This window comes from Rhodococcus globerulus NBRC 14531, from assembly GCF_001894805.1.
GTDB classification, from domain to species: Bacteria; Actinomycetota; Actinomycetes; order Mycobacteriales; family Mycobacteriaceae; genus Rhodococcus_F; species Rhodococcus_F globerula.
On the sequence record NZ_BCWX01000001.1, the window covers coordinates 667701 to 686379 of the forward strand.

The window sequence follows — 18679 nt, forward strand, 5'->3', positions numbered from 1 at the left end:
AGCACCGTTCACACGCCGTTTACTATTATCCGGTGTTGACAGACAGTGTGTCCCGAAGTGGGGCTTCGACGGGACAGACGGGCCAGTCCTGGGCGGCTTCGCACAAGGTCCTGATTCTCGGTAGTGCCGCAGTGCTTGCCCTCGTTCTGGGCGTGCAAGCTTTTGCGTCCTACAAGGGATATCTCGGTCCGGTGGAAAGCCTGTTCGGTGACTACTTCCTGGTTCCTCGTTCGGCAACGATGCCGTGGGTGGGGCTGGCATTGGCCCTGGTCGGGCTCAATACCCGGGAGCGTGTGTACGCGATCTCCGCGGCTGTTGCCATCGACCTGGTGGTCGGAGTTATCCGCTGGTCCGCCGGCGGTCCGATCACGATGGGCACCGGCGGCACCTGGGTGCTCACTGCTATTGCGGTGTACGCGTTCTGGAAACTCACCGGTGAGCGTCGGTCCGGCGTGCTTCGCGGAGTGGTGTTGGGTGCGTTGCTGATCCTCGCCGCGAAGGTGGCCGAGACCTGGCTTTCGATCACCATCCTCCTCGGCACCGACGTGTGGGACGAGTACGTCTTCCTGGCCGATCAGGCGCTGGGCAACCCGTCGTGGGTCATGGGTCAGTTCGTCGACGCGCTCGGCCCGGTGGGAGCGGCGATCCTCGACTGGATCTACGTCGAATTGCCGGTCGCGATCATCGTTGTCGCGCTGTACCAATGCCGTAAGGGCTGGCCGTCGCATCACCTTCTCCAGACGTTTCTGCTGATCGGTTTGATCGGGCCGATCTTCTACATTCTGTTCCCCGTGGTGGGTCCGGTATTTGCGTTCGGCCCCCGCGGGTTCGGATTCCAGATCGGCGACTTCTGGCCGAATATCGTTCCGAACGTGGATTTCTCGGCGCCGGCGTCGCTGCCGTTCGACGACGCAGCACCACGTAACTGCATGCCGAGTCTTCATACGGCGTGGGCTGTTGCGCTGTTCACCCACTCGCGCCGCGGCCCGTGGTGGCTGCGGACCTTGGGTACGTTCTGGCTTCTCGCGACGTTGACGGCAACCCTGGGTTTCGGGTTCCACTACGGCGTCGACCTCATCGCCGGCGCGGTTCTGTGCCTGACTCTCGATGCCGCACTGCACGATCCGGAACGTGGTTGGGGTTGGTTCCGCATCAGGCTGGTGCTCGGCGGAAGCGCGATACTCGTCGGACTACTGCTGTCGTACCGGTTCGCGTCCGTGCAGATGGCGGCGTACCCGGAACTGTTCGGGCCGCTGCTCGTCGGAGTTCTGACCGCGATGTCGGTGGCCTTCTTCGCGACGTTCTACGCCAAGCCTGGCACTGCGCTTGCGCAGTGGGGCGGCCGGAGCGAAGACGTCGCGGACCCTACGGATTCAGCTACGGACTCTGCGGCGGGTCTTCCAATTCGTTGATCTTCATGACGGCGTCCTGCTCGCGCTGCTCGCGGTAGGCCACACGGCCGACGCTGTGTGCGATCACCGGCGCTGTCAGCATGGTGAAGATTCCGACCAGGACGAGCATCCAGATGTCGACGCTGCCGCGCAGCAGGAACACCGCGCCCATGAGAACAAGAACAAGTCCGACGACCTGAGGTTTCGTGGCCGCGTGCATCCGGCGCAATGTGTCGGGGAATCGCACGATGCCGACAGCTGCGGTCAGGGCGAGCACCGAGCCGAGGAAGATGGCGAGGACGCCGATGACGTCGAGGATGTTGCCGATCATCGGTCACTCACCCGGAATCGTGCAACCGAGACGGATCCGATGAATCCGACCAGAGCGAGTGCAACGATCGCGGGAACGATCGTGGTGTCTCCGCTGTACGCGGCCCATACTGCGAGTCCACACATGGCAACGGCGACAATCGTGTCCAGCGCGACCAGACGGTCGAGTGAGCTCGGCCCGTCGATGAGCCGGAAAGTGGTCAGGACTGCGGCGACCGCGAGCATCACTCCGGAGATGATCAGGATGGTGGTGATGAATCCGTTCATTATTGATCCTCCGCTCGTGGCGCATCGAATTCGTAGTCACGTTGGTGCCACGGGCTTGGTTGCCAGTCGGAGTCACGCTCGAACGACGCGATGAACAGTCGCTCCAGATCTTCGACCGAGCGATAGAACGCGCTCACCGCTTTCTGTGAACCTACGTCGAGGACGTGAACGTAGACGATCCGGCGGTTCTGGTCGATCTCGAGAACCATCGTTCCCGGGATCAGGTTCAGCACGTCGATGCACAGCGTGAGTACCAGATCGGACTTGATACCAAGTTGGTAGCGCAGAACACCGGTGACGGGCGGCGGCGACGGCCGGATGGCAAGCCACGCCACCTGGATGCTGGAGACGGCCGCGTAGTACACGATCACGCCGATCAGACGCAGGATCGAGAGCACGTGCACTCGACCTTCCACGGGGACCGGCGGCAGCGGTAGAAGGACCATGATGACCAGGCCGACAGCAAGTCCACCGAAGATATTGCCCCAGCTGACGTTGCCCCACAGCAGAATCCACACGATCATGAGCCACAGGAGGACTCCGATGCGGAGTACGAGTGAGCGTTTCATCGCGGCGCCTCCTCGGTGTCAGTCACAGGCGTGTCAGTCACAGGCGTGTCGGCTACAGGGGCGTCGGCTACAGGTATCGGTCGGTGATCGCCGAGAACCGCGTCGATGTAGATGGACCGATCCTGTAGATCCTTCGCGGCTCGGTCGCTGATGTCGATGATCTGCCCGGCAAACACCGTCAACGCGAGGCCGACGCCCACGAGTGCGACTGTCGGGATCAGCATGAAGGCGGGAATCTTGCCGACGTCCTCGCGGTCGTCGAACGCGATGTCCTCTTCGGATTCGTCGATCAGAGCCGACGGGCTGACATCGGCGAGGTCGCCTTCGGGTGCGTCGGCTCGGGCGCGCCAGAAGGCCTTGGTCCACACACGGGCCACGGCGTAGAGCGTCAGGAGGCTGGTGACGGTACCGCCTGCGACGAGTACCCAGGCGAGTGCGCTGGCGTCGGAGGCTCCGGCTTGCAGCAGCGCAACCTTGCCGATGAAGCCGGAGAACGGCGGAATACCACCAAGATTGAGAGCGGGAACGAGGAACACGATAGCCAGAATCGGGCTGGCAGCGGCCAAACCGCCGAGGCGTCGTAGTGACGAGCTTCCGGCTTGTCGTTCGATCAGACCCACGACGAGGAAGAGCGTCGTCTGCACGATGATGTGGTGCGCGACGTAGTAGATGGCGCCCGACAATCCCGAGGTCGTGGAGAGCGCGATACCGAAGATCATGTAGCCGATATGGCTGACCAGGGTGAAGGACAGTAATCGTTTGATGTCGCTCTGGGCGATGGCACCCATGATGCCGACCACCATGGTCAACAGACCGCACACCATCAGGACATTGTCGAGTTCACCTTGCGGGAACAGCAGTGAGTGCGCGCGGATGATCGCATACACACCAACTTTGGTGAGCAGGCCGGCAAAGACGGCGGTGATGGGCGCCGGCGCCGTCGGGTAGGAGTCAGGAAGCCACGCCGACAGTGGGAAGACCGCAGCCTTGATCCCGAACGCCACGAGTAGGACGCCGAAGATCGCGGTGCGGGTGCCGGCGGGGATGTTGTCGAACCGCAGGGCCATGTCGGCCATGTTGAGTGTGCCAGTCGCGGCGTACGCAAAGGCGATGCCGGCCAGGAAGATCAGCGAAGACACCATCGACACCATGACGTACGAGACACCCGCTCGAACGCGGTCGGCACTCGCTCCCAAGGTCAGCAAGACGAAGCTCGCGGACAGCAGCACCTCGAACCCGACGTACAGGTTGAAGAGGTCACCGGCGAGGAAGGCGTTGGAAATACCCGCGGTCAGAGCCAGATATGTCGGCAGGAAGATCGACACCGGCTGCGCTTCGTTACCGTCGCGGATACCCTGACCGATCGCGTACACCATGACGGTGAGCAGGACGATCGAGGAGACGACCAGCATCATCGCCGACAGTCGGTCGACGACGAGAGTGATGCCGATCGGCGAATCCCAGCCGCCCACCTGAACTGCGGTGGTGCCGTCGCGGTCTGCCAGATACAGCAGCATGCCGGACACAGCCACGACGGCGACCAGTGCGATCAGGGTGATGACTCGCTGGAACCGGGGACGTCGGCCGACAACAAGTGTGGCGGCAGCGCCCAGCATCGGAATCAAGACGGGCAGGGGCGCCAGTGCGCCCATGAGGTTGGACGAAATGGTCACGTGCGCGCACCTCCCTTACCGTCTTTCTGGCGCTTCTCAGGTTCTTTCTTGCGGGCGAGGTCAGTGGCCCAGTCGGGCACGGGTTCGTCCTCGAAATCCCCGTCGCGAAGATCTTCGTAGCACTCGATGTCCTCGAGGTTGACCAGTTGTTCCAGGGGGATGGGGTTGCCGTCCTTGTCGAATGCGTCGCCGCCGATGCTCGGCGCACCGGTGACGGGGTCGTCGGATCGGTCGTGGTCGGGAGCGTCGGCGGGCAACCTGCGCAGCAAGACCTTGGTGTCCTCGGGATCGTCTTCCACGGCGTCGGCGGTGTTGATCTTGTAAGACCGGTACGCCAGTGCCAGAACAAAGCCGGCCATGCCCATCGTGATGACGATCGCGGTCAGGATCATGCCCTGCGCCAGAGGATCGGCGATCTCTTCGTGCACGGAGTCGCGGCCGACGATCGGCGGATTGCCGTCACTGCCGCCGACGGTGAGGATCAGCAGGTTGATGCCGTTTCCGAGCAGAAGCATTCCCAGCAACATGCGGGTGATACTGCGCTCGATCAGCAGGTACACGCCCGTCGACGTCAGGACGGCGATCAGGAGGAGCATTCCGATATTTGCGCTCATGATGCTTTCACCTCGATTTCTGCGTCGAGGCGTGCGCCGAGACTTCGGAGTACGTCCAGCACCAGGCCGACCACGATGAGGTAGACGCCCAGGTCGAAGAACAGTGCGGTGACCAGTTTGACGTGGCCGATCAGCGGGAGGGTGAACTCGAAGACCGCCGACGAGAGAGCCGGGGCACCGAGGAACAGCGAGATGATCGCGGTGCCGGCCGAGAGAGCCAAGCCCAGGCCGAGGATCTTTCCGGCGTCGATGGGAACGGCTTCACCGAGTTCGTAGCGTCCACCGGCGAGGTAGCGCAACACGAGCGCAAGCCCGGCCGTCAAGCCGCCGGCAAAGCCGCCACCTGGCGCGTTGTGGCCGGAGAAGAAGAAGTAGATCGACAGCACCATGATCGTCGGGAAGACCAACCGGGTGGTGACCTCGAGGACCAGGGAGCGGTGACGCGGATCGATCAGGTCGCCGCCGCGCAGCCAGGTCGTGTCGGTGCTTGCGGCCGCTTTGTCGACGATCACCGAAGGCGCGTCGGACACTCGGGGCGCGATACCGAAGCGGCGGTTGCGGAACACAAGGCTGGCGACGCCCGTCGCGGCAACCAGCAGCACCGAGATCTCGCCGAGAGTGTCCCAGGCGCGGATATCGACGAGCAGGACGTTGACCACGTTCTTGCCGTTGCCGATGGTGTACGCGGCGTCGGGAAGCAGTTCGTAGATCGGGCGCGTATTGCGAGCGTTGACTGCGTACGCCGCGATGGCGGTGATCGTGATTCCGACGGCACCGGCCAGAAGGGCGCGCGGCAACTTGAACCCGATCGCCTTACTCTCGTCGATCTCGGCCGGGAACTTTCGAAGCACGAGCACAAAGATGACCAAAGTCAGTGTTTCGACCAGGAATTGGGTAAGAGCCAGGTCGGGGGCACCATGCAGCGCGAACAACACACCGGAGCCGTAGCCGGTGAGTCCGACCAGGATCACGGCGGCCAGACGGTTGCGCATCACAGTCGCAGCGATGGCTGCGGCGATCATCATCAGCGCGATCGTCAACTGGATGGGGGAATCCCACAACCGGAGATCGACGCCCGTGTCGGTGTCGATGATCAGTAGGACCAGGGGAACGACAACCAGCGTCGCGAGGATGGTCGACTGCGTCCGGGGCAGTGAACCACGCTGCGTGACTCCGGTCAGACGCATGGAGATGGTGTCCATGCCGCGCAGGGTCGCGTCGTAGATACGGTCGGCGTTGCCGAGCGGAGGGTGCTCGAAGTGCAGGCGGCTGATCTGGCGTTGCGCGATGTAGAGCGCAAAACCTCCGGCGATGACCACACAGGTGAGCAGCAGCGGCGTATTGACGCCGTGCCACAACGCCAGGTGATAGTCGGCGTGCGGACCGGCGGGCAGGGTGGTGGAGTACGGCGTCAGTAGCTTCTCGAGCTGCGGCGACAGTATTCCGGCAGCCAGTCCGGCAACGGCGAGCAGACCAGGGGAGAACAAGAACAGAGCGCTGGGCGCATGCATCTTGCTCACGGCGGGGCTGGGCTTGCTCAGGGTCTTGCGTCCGAACGCGCCCCAGATGAAGCGAATGCTGTATCCGACGGTCAGAATCGAACCCATCACGATGACAGTGATGACGGCGATGGACGACCAGTGGCCGAGGACGTCGGTTTCGAGCACCGATTCGAGGGCAGCTTCTTTGCCGACAAATCCGAGAAGCGGCGGTAGCCCGGCCATGCTGGCGGCGGCTAGGGCCGCGATGATCGCCAGCGCGGGGGCCGTCTTACCGAGATGGGCAAGTTTGCGCAGGTCACGGGTGCCGGTGGTGTGGTCGATGATACCGACCACCATGAAGAGCGCAGCCTTGAACATGGCGTGCGCCACCACCATCGTCATGCCGGCGAGGGCCGCGTCGCGGGTTCCCAGACCGACCAGAACCATCATGAAACCGAGTTGGCTGACGGTGCCGAACGCAAGGACGAGCTTGAGGTCGTATGCCCGCATGGCTCGCCAACCGGCCAGGATCATCGACAGCAAGCCGAGGCTGATGATGGTGATGCGCCACGGCGGTGAATCCGCGTATCCGGGGGCGAGACGGGCAACGAGGTAAATACCGGCCTTGACCATCGCGGCGGCGTGGAGATAACCGCTGACCGGGGTGGGCGCGGCCATGGCGCCGGGAAGCCAGAAGTGCAGCGGGACAATTGCGGATTTCGACAGTGCACCGATCAGGATCAGGACAATCGCGACGGACGGCAACCATCCCGTCGGCGGGTTGGCGACCAGGTCGGACAGGTTGTAGCTGCCACCGGCTTGGCCGAGGATGATCATGCCGACCAACATCGCGAGACCACCAGCGGTGGTGACCAACAGTGCCTGGGTTGCGGCGCGGCGACTGGTAGCGCGCTCGGCGTAGTGGCCGACCAACAGGAACGACAGAACCGTGGTCAGTTCCCAGAACATGTAGAGCAGCAACATGTTGTCGCTGGTCACGAGGCCGAACATGGCGCCGGCAAATGCCACCATTTCGGCAGCGAAGATGCCGAGGCGGGGTTCGTCGTCGTTGAAATATCGTGCGCAGTAGATCAGAATCAGCGTGCCGACACCCAGGACCAGGACGGCCATGATCGCGGAGAGCGCGTCGAATCTGAAGTCGATGTCCATCGACAGGCCAGGAGCCCACGTGATGTGGAGTGTCTCGACTGTGCCCCATTTGTCGATGACCCAACCGAGGCTGACCAGCGGAACCAGTGAGAGCGGGAAGAATCCATTTCGCCCGAACCTGCGCACCACAAGCGGAGCCAAGAGGGCGGCAACGGCATGGGCAAGCAGAATACTGAGCAAAAGGCACTCCGTCGTGTTGTGTTCAGCGGGCGGCGGGGTGTCCGAACAAATCGAACCTATCGGTAATTTCGGGACGTAGCCCCTTCACAAGGACACCGTCTGGGTGTATACATTACCGGCCCGTCTTCATTTGCCGTGCAGTGCGTCGCTTCGAACTACAACCGTGTGAACTGATACACGTATGTTGGACCGGGTGAAAACGCAGATCATCCGCACCGCTGCCCTTGCACATATTCGGGATCGCCGACTGATTCAGACCCGGTCGGTCGGGAAGACAGCGTTCTACATGGCCGGCGGCAAAATCGATCCGGGTGAGACCACCGAACAAGCATTGCACCGCGAGATTCGTGAGGAACTCGATGTCGGACTTGTCCCCGGCACCGTCGAGTTTCTCGACGTGTTCGAAGCTCAGGCGTTCGGGCATTCGGTAGGGACGGCGCTGCACATGAGTTGCTATCGCGCCGAGATGGACGGCGAACCCCGTCCGACGAGCGAGATCGCCGAGTTCCGGTACTTTACGTGCGCAGAGTACGAAGCCATGGACGACGTGGCACCAGGTTCGCTCAAAGTGTTTCGACGCTTGGTGTCGATGGACCTGATTGACTGATCAGACGCAGTCGGCGGCTCGCGTAGGCGCAGACGACCACGATCACGAGGGCTGTGCCGTTGAGGATCAAGACGTCGTCGGACGGTGCGAACCGACTGGCCGTGGTAGCTCCGGTGATGGGCGTGTAGTCGGTCCACCCGTAGGAGAACTGCGGATATACCAGTAAGGCCAATGCCGTGGGTCCGAAGATCACACTGAGACCGACGAGCAGTCGCGACGCGCCGGTCCGCGCCGGTTCGGACTGCATGGCGCTGACAATCGTGTACGCCGCGCCGGCGCCGCAGATGCGGATCAGGACGTCGCTGACCGAAAGCGCGTTCTCCGAAGAGAACGTGGTTGTTGCGACGTAACTCGCAATTCCGGCAACGGACAAGACAACGAGCACGATGTAGCCGCCCACGAGTGAGGGACGAAACGCTGCGAGCGTTGCTGCCGCGATGATGAGGACCGTGAGAAAAACCGCAGTCGGAACGGGCGCCGATGCCCCGGTGCTCACGGACGCAGACAGGCTGTTTGCCACCGCGGATGCCAGCATGGCCGCGGCGGCCGTCGACATCAGCAGGATCTGGCCGCCCTTCTCCAAAACACGTGCGGCAATGACGGTGACCAAAATGGCACAGGCGACGACGGGAATCGCCGCCCACACCGTGTTGATGGTGATCCACCAGTTCACGGCCACGCCCATGAGCGTCAGCACTGCCGAGATCACCACAGGCCGCACTGCCATCCGTTCCGGTGGCTCGTCGCGATGTCGGTCGGCGTTGCTGCGCCACCAAACGAGCGCCGTAAGTGCAGTCAGTCCGAGGGCGATGAGTGTGGCGGCCACGATCGGCGGCTGAAACTGGGTGGTGTCTTGCGCGAGGTAGTCCGCATAGCGACGTGGAACTGCCGTGGGGTCGAGCAGTGCATCCGAAACGAACACGGCAACAAGCACACCCGCTACGGTGGCAGCCCGCACCATGCGGGGAATCGTGACCGTTATTGCTCCGAGCGCCACGCCGGCACCAACCGGGGACAGCGCCTCGAAGGCTTGGTAATACAGGCCTGGCAGTTCCAGCAGGAGTCCGCCGAATGCAACCAGCGCCGACGTCCGAATGCGAGTTCGAGCCAGACCGGCCGCGGTGCCGACAGCAACAACCGCCAGAACGCCGGCCCCGATCGTGCCGATGGACCAGAACCGATCGCCCGACCAAATCGACCTGGACTGGCTTTCCAGGAAGGGAGCCAAGCCGACCACGGTGACCACGAATGCCGTCACGCCGCCGAGTATCAGACGGGGCGTCCTGCTTATGACGGGCACCACTTCACGGTAGTCAATGAGCGTCGGATACGCCGGATTCTGCTGAATTGGAGTTTTGTGGAACTCGTCTGATGGCGGCGCCGCACACAGCGATGATCGCGACAAAGAGGAGTGCTGATCCGATTGTCTGGGCGTTGACGTAGTCGACTGGAATCTCCGCGGTGTATATCGCAGGCTCCACAGAGGCGAAATTCACCCGCACCGGTGGCCACGAAAGTTGATAGGCCAGAACAGTGATCGAGGTAAACGTCATTGCCGCGAACGGGATCGCGAGTCCGAGGGTGGCGTCGACCAGGCTGGCCGGAGCAAGCGCACCGAGCAACGCCGCTCCGCCGAACCCCAGGGCGGCGATTTTCACCACGATCGAAACGGCTCCGTGTGCAGTGGTGAAAGGGAGAAGCTCGGACAGGGGCACCGCGGCGAGGATGACCACTGCGACGGTGGCAGGGATGCGCTTGCTCAGTCGCAACCCCAGCGCGACCGCCACACCGGAGGCGAGCACCACAACCCAAGGGGATTCCAGCGATGCCCACTGGCCGAATTGGCCGTTGACAAGCAGGGTCGGTGTCGACGCGGCTGCGAGTGCTGTTGCGGCCCAGAGAAACTTGCCGCCCGCGCCGGACTGCTCGCCGAGTTGGCGGGCAACGATCGCCGTCAGGGCCAATGCCGCTGCGGCGCAGAGAATCATGACCACCCAGGCGGTGCCCTTGCTCGCGAATTCCTGTCGGTCGACGATGGATCCGAGTATCCGGTGCCCGATTGCCAAGGCGATCACGGCAATGAGCGCGACGCGGATTTCGCCGGCGTCGGGGCGTCTGATGCGGAATCCGGACTGAGCGCTTATTGCGCAGGCGACTGCCAGTACAGCAGTTGCCGCCAGCAGAAACCACGCTGGTTCGCCCACAGCGGAGGTGCTCATCCTGCCGGCTCCGGTACCGAAGGCGTGCGCGGACAGATATCCCGCGATCACACCCAGTAGCACGCCGTTCCTTGCGGCGGTCCGATCCCAGCTTGCGGCAACTGCGCAGCCCAGAATGACGCCTGCCGCAACACTTTTGAGTACCACGAGTGTGATCAGCAGGTCGAGGACGGCAACGTCCGGAACGGCAACCCGGATCAGTGCGATGATCGCTGTTGCCGCGGTGACAACGATCCACGCTGCTCGGCGGGAACCGCTCCGCTGCGACAGTGCGCACGCGAGGACGGCTACGACGGCGCCCAGTGCAACGGAGGTGGGACCGCTGCTGATCCAGCGGTCGATTTCGGACTGCGAGGCGACAATCGCCCAGTCCTGCAGCGGGGGATTGGTCAAGGCGAAGGCGGCAAGTGCCCCCGACGCGAGTGCCGCGAGGGTGGTGAGGATCGCTCGGAAATCGACTGGCATCGAACCAACCTATCGCGGGCTCGCTCTCAGGCCGGTGGGGTCAGCGCGGGAAACCAGATGTCGGTCAGGACGTCGGCGGCCACGTCGGCGCCGGCGGTGATGGCGCCTTGCTCGGCCCATCGGATGAAAAAACGCTCGATCTGCGTGAGTAGCAGTTCAACTCGGAGTTTTGCCTCGTCATGTCGCTCCTGCGGCCAGCGGGCAAGGTACGACGTCATCGCATTGGGGAGCGCCGAGATGCCGTCGCGCGCGAGTGTGCGAAATTCGGGTTCGAGAACCATGGCCTCGTCCCACGCGCGCATCAGGTGGTGATGATCGCGGCACCAGTCGAGTGTCCGGTTGATCCACCCCGCAAATTCTGCGCGTGAACCGGAATCGAGGACGTGGTCGAGGTCCTGGAATATCGCGAGCGTGCTGATGACGACGGAATTGGACCCGAGGGCCTTGAGTATGTCGAGTTTGCCGGGGAAGTGGAGATAGAACGTGGCTCGGCTGCACCCGACCGCGGCGGCGATGTCTTCGACGGTGACGGCGGCGTAGCCCCGTTCGGTGAACAGTGCGTCGGCTGCGGCCACCAGGTCGGCACGGGTCTGCTGCTTCTGCTTTTCGCGCAGAGTCGGTTTGGCGGCGGTGTCTGTCATTGGAGGAATCTTACGGCTGTCGACGAATTTGCACGAGACTATCCGTCTGTCACTTGACAGGCCGTTAGTGAAAGCTACTCTGTGGTGCAGGGCATAATCGACCGATCAGAGGACGCCATGACTATCTCGGATACAACGCGCACACCTGACCTGCCAGCCGGATTCGACGTCACGGACCCCGCGATTCTCGGCGAGCGGATTCCGTTCGAGGAATTTGCCGAACTTCGCCGAAGCGCACCGGTGTGGTGGTGCGAGCAGCCGCCTACCGTCGGCGGATTTCAGGACGAGGGTTACTGGGTTGTTTCTCGACACGCCGATGTCAAAGAGGTCAGTCAGCGCAGCGATATCTTCTCGAGCTGGGAGAACACCGCCATTGCGCGCTTCGCGGACGACATGCCGCGCGAGGCCGTCGAGATGCTGCGGCACCTGCTCCTCAACAAGGATGCGCCGGAGCACACCAAACTTCGCAAGCTGATTTCCAAGCTGTTCACCCCGCGGGCCATCAACGGGATGCGCGACGAGTTGGACCGGCGCGCACGCAGCATCGTCGACACCGCCGTCGGTGAAGGCCCGGGCGATTTTGTGAAGCAGATTGCCAGTGAGCTGCCGCTGCAGGCGATCGCAGATCTGATCGGCGTCCCGCAAGACGATCGCGACAAGCTGTTCAAGTGGTCCAACGAGATGATGGGCTACGACGACCCCGAGTACGTGGGTGATCCGGCGGTCGCGTCCACCGAGGTGCTCGGATACGCATACCAAATGGCCGACGCGCGTCGTACCTGCCCGGCCGACGACATCGTCACCACTCTCGTCCAGGCCGACATCGACGGCGACGCATTGAGCCCCGAAGAGTTCGGATTCTTCGTGCTGATCCTCGCGGTGGCGGGCAACGAGACAACCCGAAATGCCATCACCCACGGCATGATTGCGTTCCTCGAGAATCCCGAGCAGTGGGAGCTGTACAAGAAGGAACGGCCCAAGACCACGGCCGACGAGATCGTCCGCTGGGCAACACCTGTCACCGCGTTCCAGCGCACCGCCCTCGAAGACACCGAACTGGCCGGCGTCTCCATCAAGAAGGGACAGCGGGTGGTCATGCTCTACAGTTCCGCGAACTTCGACGAGGATGTCTTCGAGGATCCGATGACCTTCGACATCACCCGTAACCCCAATCCGCACTTGGGTTTCGGTGGAACTGGCGCGCACTTCTGCATCGGGGCGAATCTTGCCCGGATGGAGATCGACCTGATGTTCAATGCACTCGCCGACAATGTCCCCGACATCACCAAGATCGGTGATCCTCGTCGTCTGCGCTCGGGTTGGATCAACGGCATCAAGGAGTTCCAGGTTGATTACAAGAGCACAGGCTGCCCGGTAGCTCACTAGGGGCTACGCCCCTGTGCGCCTTTCTGGTAGCCAGCGCTACCAAAAAGGCGCACAGTAAGGTGACATATCGCCTACTTTCAGGAGCCACCGTATGACATCGATCAACGACAAGGCCACCGCTCTACTGGCGCTGCACCAGCCAGGAAACCCCGTCATTCTCCCCACCGTCTGGGATGCCTGGTCCGCAAATCTTGCGGTTGCGGCCGGTTTTGCAGCTCTGACCGTTGGCAGCCACCCGGTATCGGATTCCATCGGAAAGCCCGATAACGAGGGAATCACGTTCGGCGAGTTGGTACGCCGGATCAAGCAGATCACCGGCGCCGTCGACGCTCCGGTTTCCGTGGACATCGAGAGTGGATACGGACTCGAGCCCGCTGTGCTCATCGAAGGGCTGATCGATGCCGGCGCTGTCGGTCTCAACATCGAGGACACCGTGCACAGTGAGGGTGGCCGTTTGCGGGAGGCGCAGGAGCACGCCGATTTTGTGGGCGGGCTTCGCCAGGCCGCCGACGCCGCAGGTGTCCACGTTGTTGTCAACGCGCGCACCGACCTGTTCGTGAAGCAGGTGGGCGACGAGGCTGATCGTGTGGACCGCGCCATTGCTCGCCTGAAACTGGCCGCCGATGCGGGAGCCGATGTTCTCTACCCCGTCGGACGGCACGACGACGCGGTCCAGCGGCGTCTGACGTCGGAGCTTCCGTTGCCGGTCAATGCAATCGGGATCCCGGATCAGGACGACCCGGCTAGTTTCGGCCCGCTCGGCGTCGCCCGCGTGAGCTTCGGGCCGTTCTTCCAAATGGCGTTGTCGACTCGGGCCAACGAGATTTTGGGGCGCTGGAAATAACAATGCAGAACGTGATGTCGCCAGGCCCGCTTCTCGATGCGCGTGGGCACCTCGTAGAGGCGGGCTGGGCGCCGTCGGAGGTCAAGACTTATCGGCGGTCGGCCGTCAAGGCGCCGAAGTTCCGGCTCAAGGAGTGGGACTACTACTGCGTGCTCACACCGGAATACGGGATTGCGCTGACCGTCGCGGACAACGGCTACATGGGGTTGCTCGGGGTGTCGTGGCTGGATTTCACCACTCCGGGTGAGGTCACGGAAAACGTGATGCTCCCCTTCCCGATGGGCAAACTTGGGTTGCCTTCCAGTGCCGATTCCGGCGACGTCGTTGTGTTGAAAGGTAAGGCGCGCTTCGAGTTCAGGCATGTCGACGGTGGTCGTCGCCTGATCGTGGACTACCCGGCATTCGACCATGGTAAGGGATTGCACGCCGATCTGTTTCTCGAAAGCCCCGCCGATGACCGCATCGTGATCGCCACACCCTTTCCGAAAGCTCCGCGGTCGTTCTACTACAACCAGAAAGTCAACTGCCTGCCCGCAACCGGAACGGTTCGGGTCGGATCACAGGAATTTGCTTTTGCTCCGGAAGATGCCTTCGGAGTGCTGGATTGGGGCCGCGGAGTCTGGACCTACGACAACACTTGGTACTGGGGCTCGGCATCGGGATTGGTGAACGGCGAGCGCTTCGGCTTCAACATCGGTTACGGATTCGGAGACACCACAGCGGCCAGCGAGAACATCGTCTTTGTGAACGGTGTTGCGCACAAACTGGATCGCCTGGCGTTCGAGATTCCACGAACCTACGACGGTGCGCCGTGGAACTTCACGAGCAACGACGGCCGGTTCGAGATGAAGTTCGAGCCCATCATCGATCGCGCCGCGAAATTCGACGTGGGTGTCCTGCGGTCCATTCAGCACCAGGTGTTCGGCAGGTTCACCGGCACGGTTGGTCTCGACGACGGCACATCGGTGGAAGTTCGCGACCTCCTCGGGTTTGCGGAGGAAGTTCGGAACCGCTGGTAGGGGTGCTCGCTAGCGGGCGGTGTTCAGGTCTCCGTATACCGTTCGCCCCTCGAGTACGGTGGCGCGCACCTCGATGTCGGCCAATTCGGTGGGCGCCACATCGAGGGGATTGGCCGACAGCACAACAAGATCCGCGTAGGTGCCCGGGAAGATTGCGCCGATGCTCTCCTCGCTGAAGAGCTGCCATGCGGCGTTGACGGTATGAGCGCGCAGCGCAGCGTCGACGGGGATACGTTCCTCCGGCGCACGCACCTGGCCACTCGGCGAGAGTCGGGTGACCGCGTCCTGCATGTTCCGCAGCGGGTTGGCCGGGGTCACCGGGCCGTCGTTGTGGAATGTGAAGCGCTGCCCGGCGGCAAGTGCAGAACCTGCTGCCGCCCATGCTCCGCCGTGCTCGGGACCGAACAGATCGTCGACCAACACGTCGCCCCAGTAGTGCAGGTGATCGATGAAGATACTGACGGTGACGCCCAGCTGCGCGGCCCGGCGGAACTGATCCGCGCGCATCGCGCCGACATGTTCGAGGCGCAAGCGGTGATCGGACCGCGGAAACTCCTCTAGCAGTTGCTCCCACGCGTCGAGCACCATCGTGATTGCGTTGTCGCCGTGGGCGTGGCACGCGATCTGCCACCCCTGCTCGAAGTAGGCTGCGCTGATGTCGTGGATCTGCTCACCGGTGTAGTTGGCATGACCGTGGGTGCAGGCGATGCCGAGTCCGCGAGTGGCGGCTGTGTCGAGGTACGGGAAACTGGTCGCGACGTTGCCGACCCACGGTGAACCGTCCGACCACACTTTGATGCCGATCTGCTTGACCAGATCATCGCCCTCGCCGGGGGTGGCGTCCGTGGCGCGTTCCGGTGTCGACATTTCGTAGAGGCGGAACCTGGTGGTGAGCCCGCCCGCGTCGGCAATTGCCTTCAATGCCGGGCGCATTCGTGGGTCGAACGACATTTCGGCGACGGTGGTGATGCCGGCCGCATTGAGCCGGGCGCACTCGGCGGCCAACAGTTGGGGGTAGTCGCTCCCGATGGTCATCGCGTGGCCGGCAACGGCAAACACGGCCGGTGTCTCGTAGGCGGCGCCGTCGAGTTCACCCGAGGAATCGTGGCCGTACGATCCGCCGATCGGATCGGGGGTGTCGCGGGTGATCCCGGCCTGCGCTGCTGCTGCGGAGTTGAAGTATGCGACGTGGCCGGAGTTGTGCATGATCACGAGCGGGTGGTCCGGTGCGATCATGTCGAGCCACGCGAGTGTGGGTTCGGGTAAACCCGTCTGCAGCAGAGGATCCCAACCGTTGAGCGATGCACCGGCCGCGCCGCATGCTGCAACGGTGTCGATGACCGTGGCAACAACGGTATCTGCGTCGGCGATCGTGACGGGGCGGATGTCGACCACTGCCGGCCCCAGCACGATCGCCTCTTCGAGTGGGTGCCCGTGCGGTTCGATGAATCCGGGGAGAACGCAGGCTGTTCCGACGTCCACCACGCGGGTGTTTACGCCGATGAGCGAGTCGATCTCGGTCCGCTCGCCGACTGCCGTGATCCGGCCACCGGTCACGGCCAGAGCGTTCGCGCGCGGAGCGTCCTCGTGCATCGTGACGATGTCGCCGTACAGAACCAGATCAGCATCCACGTCAGTCCTCATCGGTTGTCGGCGTATGCCTGCAGGTGGGCTACCTGCTCGGGATCGAGTGACGGGCGGACCTTGTCGCGCGCGGTGGCAACGTCGGCGGCGGTCACGTCGGCGGCGTCCATGCTGCGGCGCATGGCTGCCAGGGCGGCTTCGCGTAACAGAGCTGAGCAGTCGGCTGCCGAGTAACCTTCCAGATCGACTGCCAGCGCGTCGAGGTCGACATCTTCCGCCAGCGGCACAGACTTGCCCGACGCCTTGAGAATTGCCTTGCGCGCGTCCGCGTCCGGCGGCGGAACAAATACGAGGCGTTCCAATCTGCCTGGACGCAGCAGTGCCGGGTCGATCAGATCAGGGCGGTTGGTGGCGCCCAACACCACGACGTCACGCAGCGGCTCGACGCCGTCCATCTCCGTCAGCAGGGCTGCGACGACGCGATCCGACACCCCGGAGTCCGAGCTCTGCCCGCGTCGCGGTGCGAGGGCGTCGATTTCGTCGAGGAAGATCAGCGAGGGTGCGGAATCGCGGGCACGCTGGAACAATTCGCGCACCGCTTTTTCGGATGCGCCCACCCACTTGTCCATCAGCTCGGCGCCCTTGACGGCGTGCACGCTCAGGTGGCCCGAGCTGGCAAGGGCGCGAACAAGATACGTCTTGCCGCAGCCGGGAGGGCCGTAGAGGAGGACGCCGCGGGGCGGGTCGACGCCAAGGCGGGCAAAGGAATCGGGGTGCTGCAGCGGCCAGAGCACTGCCTCCGTGAGCGCCTGCTTGGTTTCGACCATGTCGCCGACGTCGTCGAGAGTGACGCTGCCGATGGACAGTTCTTCGGTACTGGACCGGGACAGTGGCCGAATCACCTCGAGCGCTCCGACGAGGTCGTCCTGCGTGATCTCCGGCGCTTCGGCAGATTTGGACGCTCTGGTCGCGGCTCGCAGCGCGGCTTCGCGGCACAACGCGGCGAGGTCGGCAACCACAAAGCCGGGGGCGCGGGAGGCGATGGCGTCGAGTTCGAGTGTGCCGGTGGGAACTCTGCGGAGCAACAGTTCGAGGAGTGCCTTGCGGGTGGCACCGTCGGGCAGGCTCAGGGAGAGTTCACGGTCGCACAGATCTTGACCGCGCAGGCGGGCGTCGACGGCTTCGGGGTGCGCGGACGTGGCGACAAACGCGATGCCGGGGGTGGCGACGGCGCTGCGCAGCTGTTCGAGGATGAGCGCGGAGACGGGTTCCGGTGTGGCGGGCAGTAATGCGTCGATATCGGTGATCAGGAGAACCCCACCGCCGCGCACACCGGCTACGGCGTCGACGATGCGCTGGAGTCGGGTATTCGCTTCGGTTGCACCGACTCCGGGGCCGTCGAGTTCCACCAGCTTTCGCGCCGAGAGAACTGATCGGGCGAGTGTGGCTTTTCCGACGCCGGCGGGTCCGGTGATCAGAACACCGAGGTGCGGGGAGGCGCCGAGTGTGCGCAGCAGTTCCGGTTCGTCGAGCGCCAGGCCGAGCCACTCGGTGAGTTTGGCGGCCTGGGCCTGCGCACCCACGAGGTGGTCGAGGGGAACGGCAGGGGTGGGCTCGGCAGGGACAGCGACAGCGGCACTGGAAACAACACGGGCAACGCCGGCGGGACTGGCCGTTCCCCAGTCCACCGCCGAGTTCGGCTGCACACTCACCGGCCCACCGGCCGGGTCGACGCCGGTGACGGTGAGCAGTTCCGACGTCCAGGCGACACCGAAGGTGCGGGAAAGAGCTTGAGTGGCTTCGGAAGTGCTGGTTCCAGGGCCCAAGTCGCGGGGGAGAAGCGAGACGGTATCGCCGACGCTCACCACCTTGCCGAGCAGAGCTTGGCGCAGGACGGTGGGGCTGATCGAGCGGGTTGCCATGGTGGAACCGGTGACGGAGACGGATCGTGCTCCGTACACCGTCACCGGACCCACCACGACGGACGCGTTCTCGGTGAGCCCCACGTTGGACATCGTGACGTCGTCCAACAAGATCGTGCCCGCCGGTGTGCCGGTGGGGGCCCGCCCCGCCACGGCAGCGGTTCCGCGTGCGCCCATCAAGGCGATGGCATCCCACTCGCGGATACCCAACGCTGCCAAGGCTTCGGGATGCAGGCGCACGACACCGCGTCGTAAATCTGCTGCGGAGGTGTTGAGTCGGACAGTCAGGGCGAGTTCCGGCGAAGTCACATACCGAG

16 protein-coding genes are annotated in these 18679 nt (G+C 63.6%); 5 read left to right on the top strand and 11 right to left on the bottom strand.

What is annotated here, in order from left to right; translation table 11 throughout:
• Positions 1–32 precede the first annotated feature (32 nt).
• Positions 33–1412, top strand: coding sequence for a phosphatase PAP2 family protein (locus tag RG2_RS02890; RefSeq protein WP_033235599.1), 1380 nt, complete (start codon positions 33–35; stop codon positions 1410–1412).
• Here RG2_RS02890 and mnhG read toward each other — a convergent pair.
• From mnhG to RG2_RS02920, 6 genes are read right to left on the bottom strand one after another with little or no spacing between them, the layout of a single operon-like run.
• The gene (gene mnhG, locus RG2_RS02895; RefSeq protein WP_033235598.1) at positions 1378–1722 is read right to left on the bottom strand and encodes a monovalent cation/H(+) antiporter subunit G; all 345 of its coding nucleotides are present in this window, start codon (positions 1720–1722) and stop codon (positions 1378–1380) included. The genes RG2_RS02890 and mnhG overlap by 35 nt on opposite strands.
• On the bottom strand, positions 1719–1988 hold the full coding sequence (locus tag RG2_RS02900) for a monovalent cation/H+ antiporter complex subunit F (protein ID WP_202026106.1): 270 nt from the start codon (positions 1986–1988) through the stop codon (positions 1719–1721). The genes mnhG and RG2_RS02900 overlap by 4 nt, the downstream gene beginning before the upstream one ends.
• Positions 1988–2557: a Na+/H+ antiporter subunit E gene (locus tag RG2_RS02905; RefSeq protein WP_033235597.1), complete on the bottom strand. Its 570-nt coding sequence runs from the start codon at positions 2555–2557 to the stop codon at positions 1988–1990. Before RG2_RS02905 ends, RG2_RS02900 begins: the two co-directional genes overlap by 1 nt.
• A complete protein-coding gene (locus RG2_RS02910) occupies positions 2554–4209 on the bottom strand; it encodes a Na+/H+ antiporter subunit D (RefSeq protein ID WP_202026177.1) in 1656 nt (551 codons plus the stop codon). Before RG2_RS02910 ends, RG2_RS02905 begins: the two co-directional genes overlap by 4 nt.
• Positions 4210–4226: 17 nt before the next feature.
• On the bottom strand, positions 4227–4844 hold the full coding sequence (locus RG2_RS02915; RefSeq protein ID WP_033235595.1) for a Na(+)/H(+) antiporter subunit C: 618 nt from the start codon (positions 4842–4844) through the stop codon (positions 4227–4229).
• A complete protein-coding gene (locus RG2_RS02920) occupies positions 4841–7675 on the bottom strand; it encodes a Na+/H+ antiporter subunit A (RefSeq protein WP_033235594.1) in 2835 nt (944 codons plus the stop codon). Before RG2_RS02920 ends, RG2_RS02915 begins: the two co-directional genes overlap by 4 nt.
• A 193-nt stretch (positions 7676–7868) precedes the next feature.
• Here RG2_RS02920 and RG2_RS02925 point away from each other — a divergent pair, with 193 nt between their 5' ends.
• A complete protein-coding gene (locus tag RG2_RS02925; RefSeq protein ID WP_230590259.1) occupies positions 7869–8282 on the top strand; it encodes an NUDIX hydrolase in 414 nt (137 codons plus the stop codon).
• On the opposite strand, the gene RG2_RS02930 is transcribed toward RG2_RS02925, so the two are convergent.
• Genes RG2_RS02930 through RG2_RS02945 form a run of 3 tightly spaced genes read right to left on the bottom strand, consistent with a single transcriptional unit; the run spans position 8239 to position 11607 of the window.
• Positions 8239–9582, bottom strand: a complete 1344-nt coding sequence (locus tag RG2_RS02930) for a hypothetical protein (RefSeq protein WP_230590257.1) — start codon at positions 9580–9582, stop codon at positions 8239–8241. The two genes, RG2_RS02925 and RG2_RS02930, sit on opposite strands and share 44 nt — an antisense overlap.
• Positions 9583–9595: 13 nt before the next feature.
• Entirely contained in the window at positions 9596–10966 is a 1371-nt protein-coding gene (locus tag RG2_RS02940; RefSeq protein ID WP_033235592.1) for a hypothetical protein, read from the bottom strand.
• 26 nt (positions 10967–10992) lie between these two features.
• The gene (locus RG2_RS02945; protein ID WP_033235591.1) at positions 10993–11607 is read right to left on the bottom strand and encodes a TetR/AcrR family transcriptional regulator; all 615 of its coding nucleotides are present in this window, start codon (positions 11605–11607) and stop codon (positions 10993–10995) included.
• Between the two features lie 117 nt (positions 11608–11724).
• On the opposite strand from RG2_RS02945, the gene RG2_RS02950 reads away from it, so the two are divergent.
• From RG2_RS02950 to RG2_RS02960, 3 genes are all read left to right on the top strand, one after another.
• Positions 11725–12993: a cytochrome P450 gene (locus tag RG2_RS02950; protein ID WP_033235795.1), complete on the top strand. Its 1269-nt coding sequence runs from the start codon at positions 11725–11727 to the stop codon at positions 12991–12993.
• A 91-nt stretch (positions 12994–13084) separates the two neighbouring features.
• Positions 13085–13837 (top strand): isocitrate lyase/PEP mutase family protein, encoded by a 753-nt coding sequence (locus RG2_RS02955; protein WP_033235590.1) that lies wholly within the window; start codon positions 13085–13087, stop codon positions 13835–13837.
• Between the two features lie 2 nt (positions 13838–13839).
• A complete protein-coding gene (locus tag RG2_RS02960; RefSeq protein ID WP_033235589.1) occupies positions 13840–14856 on the top strand; it encodes a DUF2804 domain-containing protein in 1017 nt (338 codons plus the stop codon).
• Between the two features lie 9 nt (positions 14857–14865).
• On the opposite strand, the gene RG2_RS02965 is transcribed toward RG2_RS02960, so the two are convergent.
• Together RG2_RS02965 and RG2_RS02970 are read right to left on the bottom strand one after the other, a co-directional pair.
• The gene (locus RG2_RS02965; RefSeq protein ID WP_371851303.1) at positions 14866–16449 is read right to left on the bottom strand and encodes an amidohydrolase; all 1584 of its coding nucleotides are present in this window, start codon (positions 16447–16449) and stop codon (positions 14866–14868) included.
• 47 nt (positions 16450–16496) lie between these two features.
• Positions 16497–18671, bottom strand: coding sequence for an AAA family ATPase (locus tag RG2_RS02970; RefSeq protein WP_033235587.1), 2175 nt, complete (start codon positions 18669–18671; stop codon positions 16497–16499).
• Positions 18672–18679 lie beyond the last annotated feature (8 nt).

Coding starts and splice junctions, on each gene's coding strand:
- mnhG (WP_033235598.1), bottom strand. CDS start 1,722: ATGATCGGCAACATCCTCGACGTCATCGGCGTCCTCGCCATCTTCCTC.
- RG2_RS02900 (WP_202026106.1), bottom strand. CDS start 1,988: ATGAACGGATTCATCACCACCATCCTGATCATCTCCGGAGTGATGCTC.
- RG2_RS02905 (WP_033235597.1), bottom strand. CDS start 2,557: ATGAAACGCTCACTCGTACTCCGCATCGGAGTCCTCCTGTGGCTCATG.
- RG2_RS02910 (WP_202026177.1), bottom strand. CDS start 4,209: ATGGGCGCACTGGCGCCCCTGCCCGTCTTGATTCCGATGCTGGGCGCT.
- RG2_RS02915 (WP_033235595.1), bottom strand. CDS start 4,844: ATGAGCGCAAATATCGGAATGCTCCTCCTGATCGCCGTCCTGACGTCG.
- RG2_RS02940 (WP_033235592.1), bottom strand. CDS start 10,966: ATGCCAGTCGATTTCCGAGCGATCCTCACCACCCTCGCGGCACTCGCG.
- RG2_RS02945 (WP_033235591.1), bottom strand. CDS start 11,607: ATGACAGACACCGCCGCCAAACCGACTCTGCGCGAAAAGCAGAAGCAG.
- RG2_RS02950 (WP_033235795.1), top strand. CDS start 11,725: ATGACTATCTCGGATACAACGCGCACACCTGACCTGCCAGCCGGATTC.
- RG2_RS02955 (WP_033235590.1), top strand. CDS start 13,085: ATGACATCGATCAACGACAAGGCCACCGCTCTACTGGCGCTGCACCAG.
- RG2_RS02960 (WP_033235589.1), top strand. CDS start 13,840: ATGCAGAACGTGATGTCGCCAGGCCCGCTTCTCGATGCGCGTGGGCAC.
- RG2_RS02965 (WP_371851303.1), bottom strand. CDS start 16,449: ATGCACGAGGACGCTCCGCGCGCGAACGCTCTGGCCGTGACCGGTGGC.